The following is a 6,875-nucleotide window of genomic DNA, read 5'->3' on the forward strand; positions in this document are numbered from 1 at the left end:
ATGAATATGAAAAGGCATTCTTTTAAAAGGAAAGTTCGGGCGTTGGTTCTGCTTCTCGCCGCTTTTACCCTCGTTTTGGCAGGTTGTAACAGCAGTGGCAGCGAACAAAACGCAGGCAAGGAGGAAGTGAAGGAAAAGACGATTCATATTTTCCAATTCAAGGTGGAGATTGCAGAAGCGCTAAATCGCATGAAGGCGGAATATGAAGCGACTCACCCAGGGATCAAGCTTGACATTCAGACGGTAGGCGGGGGCAGTGACTATGGGGCTGCGTTAAAGGCGAAGTTCGCCGCTGGCGAACAGCCGGATATTTTTAACGTCGGAGGTTACCGTGAGCTGGATACGTGGCTGGAATATCTGGAGGATTTGTCCGATCAGCCTTGGGTCGGTGATGTGGTCGATGTCGCCAAAGAGCCGATGACCAAAGACGGCAAGCTGTACGGTCAGCCGATGAACCTGGAGGGGTACGGGTTTATTTATAACAAGGATTTGTTCAAAAAGGCGGGGATTACGGAAACACCTAAAACGCTGTCCGAGCTGGAGGGAGCGGCCCAAAAGCTGCAAGCCGCAGGGATTACACCTTTTTCGAATGGATATCAGGAGTTTTGGGTGCTGGGCAATCACTTGCTGAACGTGGCATTTGCCAATCAGCCGGACCCGGCAGCCTTCGTTAAGGGATTGAATGATGGAACCGCGAAAATTCCGGGCAATGCTGTATTCGCCGAGTGGATGAAGCTGTTCGATCTGACGCTCAAGTATGGCAATGCAAAGCCGCTGACGACCGATTATAATACGCAGGTAACGAATTTTGCCACCGGCAAGGCAGCGATGATGCAACAGGGGAACTGGACGCAGGTCCAAATTGACGGGATTAATCCGAAGCTGAATCTGGGCATTCTGCCTATGCCGATTGGTGAGGACGCCGCCGCTGGAGATAAGCTGTTTGTAGGTGTTGCCAACAACTGGGTGGTTAATAAAAATTCTGCTGTTAAAGCAGAGGCCAAGGAATTCTTGAACTGGATGGTGACATCCGAGCAGGGGAAACAGTATATCACGAAGGAGTTCAAATTCATTCCGGCGTTCAAAAGCATCAAAGGGGCCGAGGCCGATATGGGCCAATTGGGTGCCGAAGTAGTGAAATATAGTCAGGAGAACAAGCTGCTGGGCTGGTTCTTTAACCGCTATCCTGAAGGAGCGCAGCAGGAATTCGGAAGTCAGATGCAAGCCTATGTGGCAGGCAAATCGGATGTCGCGAAGCTGCTGGAGGATTTCCAGAGCACGTGGGATAATTTGAAAAGCAAATAGTTGGAACGAAATCGGGGACTCATGCAATCCATGTTTCGTTGCCTGTCGAAGTTTAACTCGACAGGCTTTATTTATTTTAATCATTGGTTTTATTTCTTGATTTTCGGAAATTGTTGGGGGTTATATGATGATGTTTCTTAAAAGACTGAATGAAGTGATTCACATGATTGAAACCAACTCTGTGGGCTATTTCGGTTATTGTATAATCTGCTGAAATTAATAATTCGCTGCCTTTCTTGATGCGGTACTTAATTAAGTAGTCGTAAGGTGTCATATGAATGGTTTTCTTAAAACTGCGAGTGCATTCCGAAACACTTAGATGCGCTGCATCAGCAATCTCTTGCAGTGTTATATTATTGGAATAGTTCTGATGGATGAAGCTGAGCATTAATTGAAGTCTTTCTTGTTGCAGCTTTAAGTATTTAGGTGCTTCCTCAGAAGGCAGCGAAATGTTGGAGATTAAGGTGAACCATAATTGTACAGTTTTGATAGAAACCTCATATTCCCATCCCCAGTTTTTTTCCGTATCAAATCTTTTTTTCATATCCCAAAGCATTTCCAGTACTTTACTTTGCCATTCAACATCCCCCTTGATTACTAGTGACAATAAGAGAGAATTTGTAAAAGGCAGCACATAATTTTTTTCCATCGCACTATCTGCATAAAAGGCCAACAGCTTCTCAGGAAAATTAAAACTCACGTATTGACCGTTATGTGTCAGGTGTGTAGTAACATGCAGGACCCCCTTATTAATTAAAATGGCCTGACCTGTTTCTAATTCATGATTAATCCCATTAACTTGTATAACTAGTTTTCCTTTCGTAACCAAAGTGATCTGTAGTTCTTCATGCCAATGTAAATCGTTAAATCCTCTACCTTTAGGAGTACTTTCATGAATAGTATGGGTGTACATGATGTATGGAAATGAAACATCGGGATAGAAAATAGTCTCGTGCAATGGTTTAGACATGATAGAAGTCCTTTCCGATGATGATATTTCTATATAATTTAATGATATTATTGCACAAAAAATGGAGTGATGGTGATATTATTATATCCGATCTTTCATTTATCAAACTGTCCTGTGCACAGACAATGGGGTAAAACATCTTGGAGGCATAATAAGGTGAAAATAAAGAAATCAAAGTTAGCGTTTCATCCGTATATTTTACTTTTTATCAGCATATTGTCTGTTTCTGTCTCTTCCATCATGATCAAATCTTCGGATACTCCCACCTCAGTGGCTGGCATGTACCGATTGTACATGGCAGTAATCATCATGCTTCCTTTTGTACCCTGGAAAAAGGTACGATCCTTGCAATTAGGTAAAAAAGATTGGGGTATCATTTTTTTAGCTGGCCTGTTTCTCGGGTTACACTTCTTATGTTGGATGGAATCATTAGTGTATACCTCTGTTGCAAGCTCGATGGTCATTTTAGCATTACAACCTTTGTTTGTAATGATTGGTTCATACTTCCTGTTCAATGAACGATCAAATATATTAACCATTCTTTGTTTGATAGCTGCCCTTTTCGGTTCAGTCATCATAGCTTGGGGAGACATAGGGATTTCAAGGGAAGCGTTAATAGGTGATGGATTATCTTTATTAGGAACAATCTTCATTTCAGCATATATGTTGGCAGGACAAAAGGTCAGTCATAAAATAGGGACCAATTTGTACAGTGTTATTGTTTTCTTTATTGGCGGGAGCGTCATGTTGGTCTATAGTTTGTTAAACCATTATTCAGTGACAGAATATGACTCTGTTGATTGGACATATTTCTTGTTACTTGCAGTAATCCCAACTATTTTTGGACAATATATTTTTAATCAGTTATTAAAGTCTTTAGGCGCAACCACTGTTTCTGTAGGTATTATTGGAGAACCTGTTCTCGCTATAATCCTTGCCTATTTATTTTTGGGTGAAACAACCTCTATATTCCAATTCATTGGAGGGTTTATGACGCTCTTGGGTATGGGAGGATTTTTTTGGACAAAATCTATGAACTATACAACTGCTAAAAATACAGTAGCTAAAAATTAAGGAGAATTCTAAATGGCAACGATTGATGATTTTTTGAAACTGGATATTCGTGTTGGAACCATTGTTAAGGCTGAGTTTTTCGCAGAAGCAAAAATACCAGCTATCAAACTTGAGATTGATTTTGGACAAGAGATCGGAATTAAAACGTCTAGTGCACAAATTACTAAACGATATGTAGCTGAAGAAATAATAGGGAAACAAGTCATCGGGGTGGTCAATTTCCCTCCGCGACGTATAGCCGGATTTAATTCAGAGGTATTAGTTCTTGGTGGATTGCCGGATAAAGGGGACGTGGTTCTCTTACAACCGGATGTTAAGCTGCCTGATGGAACACCGATTGGATGACTTAAAAAAGTAACTAACAGAGTTGCTTTATACTGACAGACTGCTCAGACCCATTGCTCATCGCGTATTTCGTATCGTCTTCACATAGGAGAAGTTTACCATATTCTTGGATGAAGTTGTAGTTTGAAGACTCGCTCTAGGCAATTACCCAATTAACATGGACAATTACCTAGAAAGCACACAGCCACATACGATATCAAGAAAAATAAGATTAAAATAAGGAGTGGTTGTTTTGAATCGTCAATATTATACCTATGAACAATGTATGGCGGATTGCGAAGCGGCGGGAGGGTATTCCTATGAATGCATTCCGGCATGTAACCAGTTTCCTAAACAAGGGCATTCATTTACAGGATCTTATGGCATGAGTCAAGCAGTGCCTTACAGTCCACAGTCATCTTCCTATCCTGGAATGATGTATGGAAATCCATATACTTACCCTAGACCTAACAGCCCTTTAGATGATCCTTGTATAAGAAGATGCGTAAATAGTGGAGGTAGTTTAATAAATTGTTGCTATTATTGTGGATGGTGCTAACTGATACGTTAGATCAAAAAGAACCGGTGACATCAGGTGCTGTATAGCGCCACAAGTAAAAAATCCATCTGTCAAATGTAATAAAAGTAGAACGGCACAGTGCCGTTCAGAGAAATGTCATCGTGCGATGATATTTAATGATGGTCGCGGTCATGAGATTCGTGTCGTAACCAATCCTCATGGCCCTGGCCGCAGTAGAATTATGATATATAAAATACCATATACATATTCTTTCGGTACACATTTTTGGGAATTATCTGTAAATTTTTCTATCCAATCCAGGGTGTCACATGAATACATTTTGAGTGGACAGAAGACGGAACATTTAAATGAGTCAAAAAAAATTACGGTGATAGTTATCATGGATTTAATCCGTTTTTATGTTCATTTTTGAATTCGGCTTATATTTGATAATGCAGCATAACCAGATCCCCGCGACGCTCTATTTCTTCGAGCCTGAACGTACTAGGCAGTGTGCCTTCCGGAAATAGCGGTATTCCTTGTCCTAGCACTTTGGGAATAATCGCAATGATAGCCTTTTCCAGCAGTCCCTCTTGGATGAAGGCTTGAACTAACTGGCCGCCACCCACCAGCCATACTGCTCCTTCCGCTTGCTCTTGCAGACGCGGAACAAGCTCAGTCAGAGCCTCGTCCGTAAACGTAACATGCGGTGCTTGCTGATGCTCCCTTAATGACCGAGTGAGTATATAACAAGGCTTGCCAGCGTAGGGGAAATCATCGGAGAGCTTCAATACCTCCTCATACGTCAGCCTGCCCATCAGTACCGTGCCTACAGTGTCGTAAAAGTCAGCATATCCATTGTCGCCACCATCCCCTTTGACATCAAACAGCCAGTCCACCGAGCCATCCGGCAGCGCAATATACCCGTCAAGACTCACGGCAATATACAATACGACTTCGTTGGATTTTATAGCATCCATGGTTCATCACTCCTTTCTATCACCTATGTTACAATGTATTTATGACATACTTTGTCGTAGTTAAGCTATCGTTTGAATTTAACTTCTAATCGGTCAAAGGAGTACTTTATGAACGAACGCAGAATTGCTCTTATGAGAATACTGGATTCCCGGAAAAAATACACGGCACGTGAACTGGCCGAGCGGTTTGGTGTCTCCGTCAGGACGATTCAAAGAGATCTCGACTATTTGCAGCAGACCGGGTTACCCCTGTATACCGAAACCGGACCTCATGGCGGCTATCGGGCACTTCCCAATCGACTTCTTCCTCCCCTTCATCTTGCCCGCGATGAGGCATTTGGTCTTTTTCTCATGCTGCAGTTGCTGGAGAATATCCCGGACATCCCATTCGGATCGGTGCGGGAGCATCTGTCCGAGCACTATTATGCCGAGCTTCCCCAGGATGTGCAGGACAGCATTGATCAATTAAAGGATCATATCGCTTTTCGCATGCTGCCTACTCACGCAGAATCACCCTATACCTCGCTCATTTTGGAGGCTGCGCTGAATAAACGCCGGGTGAACATGCTTTACCGCTCCGCTTCCGGGGACAAATGGACTGAAGTATATCCGGTGGGGCTCTATTTTGATCATGGATATTGGTACATGCCTGCGCATAGCAGAGATCGGATTATTTTGTACCGCTCAGATAGAGTGATAACAATGACCATACTGGAAGGCACCTTATCCGGTCTTCCCACTCTTAAGGAATGGTTGGCTGCGGAGGATTCACGTACGGGAATTCCGTCAAGAATAAAATTCACACCATTAGGTGTTCGGCTGGCGGAATCAGACCCCCTCTTCCAAAGTGTTTCTCGTGAGGAGTGGCGGGGTCAGGAATGGCAAGGACATATTCCAGCCGAAGAGTTTAAATATGTATCCAGACTTCTGTTAAAATACGGACCGGAGGCCGAGGTCATATATCCGAAAGAGCTGCGGCTGCGGGTCAAGCAACTGCTGCAAGACAGCCTGAATCCTTATCTGGAGGATGAAAAAACGGATGATGAAAAATAAGTCTATTAATCGTTAATCACATAAATATTTAAGGTTATGAATGGATGGCCTCCCGTATTTATTTTTGCGATAAAGTTTTGAAAAGAGTCGATTTTCGTATATGATGAAGAGTAATAATTCAAAAGGCTGGACGGGAGACAGATATGAATCAACCGCTTTATGGAATATGGCTCGGAGATGTGTTTTTTTGCTTTTCTGGCGAGACCTCAGAACCGCGTATAGATGCGTGGAGCAGTGTAATCCGCAGGCTGACGCTGAAGGGAGACCTTCGGCCGTTTCGGCAGGCTGCGTTGCGTCTTGCCGAGGTACGGATACCGAACACTGCTCGTGTGGAGACCGCAGGCAGAGGCGGCAAAAGACGCTCCATGCTGGGGCGCACGCTGGAGGGCTTGGCGCTGGAACCGCGCGAGACGATGGCTCTGCTGACCCGCATGGACGAGAAGGGCTGCGCCGCGTCAGGCATTGCACTGGGCGAGGAAATGCAATATTGGCAAAAGGCCGCCTATTTTGCGTTGGAGCTGATGCAGCGGGGCGAAATCGTGCCTTCGCTTACAGAGGCGCGTCCCTCTGGACCACGCCGTCGTGGCCCGGAGGCGGCGGTCGGGGTGTGGATTCCTCGGCTGCGCCAGGAGGAGGACATCCGCCGCTT

General features: G+C 44.1%; 6 protein-coding genes and 1 pseudogene. 5 read left to right on the forward strand and 2 right to left on the reverse strand.

Going from position 1 to position 6,875, the window contains the following annotated elements; all coding sequences use genetic code 11:
* The first annotated feature begins 6 nt into the window (after positions 1–6).
* Positions 7–1,305, forward strand: coding sequence for an ABC transporter substrate-binding protein (locus tag WG8_RS02820; RefSeq protein ID WP_043890716.1), 1,299 nt, complete (start codon positions 7–9; stop codon positions 1,303–1,305).
* Between the two features lie 76 nt (positions 1,306–1,381).
* Here the strand turns inward: WG8_RS02820 and WG8_RS02825 are convergent, their stop codons facing one another.
* The gene (locus WG8_RS02825; RefSeq protein WP_043890717.1) at positions 1,382–2,275 is read right to left on the reverse strand and encodes an AraC family transcriptional regulator; all 894 of its coding nucleotides are present in this window, start codon (positions 2,273–2,275) and stop codon (positions 1,382–1,384) included.
* A 156-nt stretch (positions 2,276–2,431) separates the two neighbouring features.
* Here WG8_RS02825 and WG8_RS02830 point away from each other — a divergent pair, with 156 nt between their 5' ends.
* Both WG8_RS02830 and csaA read left to right on the forward strand, forming a co-directional pair.
* Positions 2,432–3,349: a DMT family transporter gene (locus WG8_RS02830; protein ID WP_052310847.1), complete on the forward strand. Its 918-nt coding sequence runs from the start codon at positions 2,432–2,434 to the stop codon at positions 3,347–3,349.
* A gap of 12 nt (positions 3,350–3,361) precedes the next feature.
* Positions 3,362–3,694, forward strand: a complete 333-nt coding sequence (csaA, locus tag WG8_RS02835) for a chaperone CsaA (RefSeq protein WP_007428565.1) — start codon at positions 3,362–3,364, stop codon at positions 3,692–3,694.
* 939 nt (positions 3,695–4,633) lie between these two features.
* Here csaA and WG8_RS02840 read toward each other — a convergent pair.
* The gene (locus WG8_RS02840) at positions 4,634–5,173 is read right to left on the reverse strand and encodes a dihydrofolate reductase family protein (protein ID WP_007428566.1); all 540 of its coding nucleotides are present in this window, start codon (positions 5,171–5,173) and stop codon (positions 4,634–4,636) included.
* Between the two features lie 108 nt (positions 5,174–5,281).
* Between WG8_RS02840 and WG8_RS02845 the strand changes: the two genes are divergently transcribed.
* Positions 5,282–6,226 (forward strand): helix-turn-helix transcriptional regulator, encoded by a 945-nt coding sequence (locus tag WG8_RS02845; RefSeq protein ID WP_007428567.1) that lies wholly within the window; start codon positions 5,282–5,284, stop codon positions 6,224–6,226.
* A 143-nt stretch (positions 6,227–6,369) separates the two neighbouring features.
* Positions 6,370–6,875 (forward strand): annotated as a pseudogene (locus WG8_RS27785) (ATP-dependent helicase); the annotation flags it as partial.

The sequence above is a fragment of the Paenibacillus sp. Aloe-11 genome (assembly GCF_000245715.1).
GTDB lineage: Bacteria > Bacillota > Bacilli > Paenibacillales > Paenibacillaceae > Paenibacillus > Paenibacillus kribbensis.

Coding starts and splice junctions, on each gene's coding strand:
- WG8_RS02820 (WP_043890716.1), top strand. CDS start 7: ATGAAAAGGCATTCTTTTAAAAGGAAAGTTCGGGCGTTGGTTCTGCTT.
- WG8_RS02825 (WP_043890717.1), bottom strand. CDS start 2,275: ATGTCTAAACCATTGCACGAGACTATTTTCTATCCCGATGTTTCATTT.
- csaA (WP_007428565.1), top strand. CDS start 3,362: ATGGCAACGATTGATGATTTTTTGAAACTGGATATTCGTGTTGGAACC.
- WG8_RS02840 (WP_007428566.1), bottom strand. CDS start 5,173: ATGGATGCTATAAAATCCAACGAAGTCGTATTGTATATTGCCGTGAGT.
- WG8_RS02845 (WP_007428567.1), top strand. CDS start 5,282: ATGAACGAACGCAGAATTGCTCTTATGAGAATACTGGATTCCCGGAAA.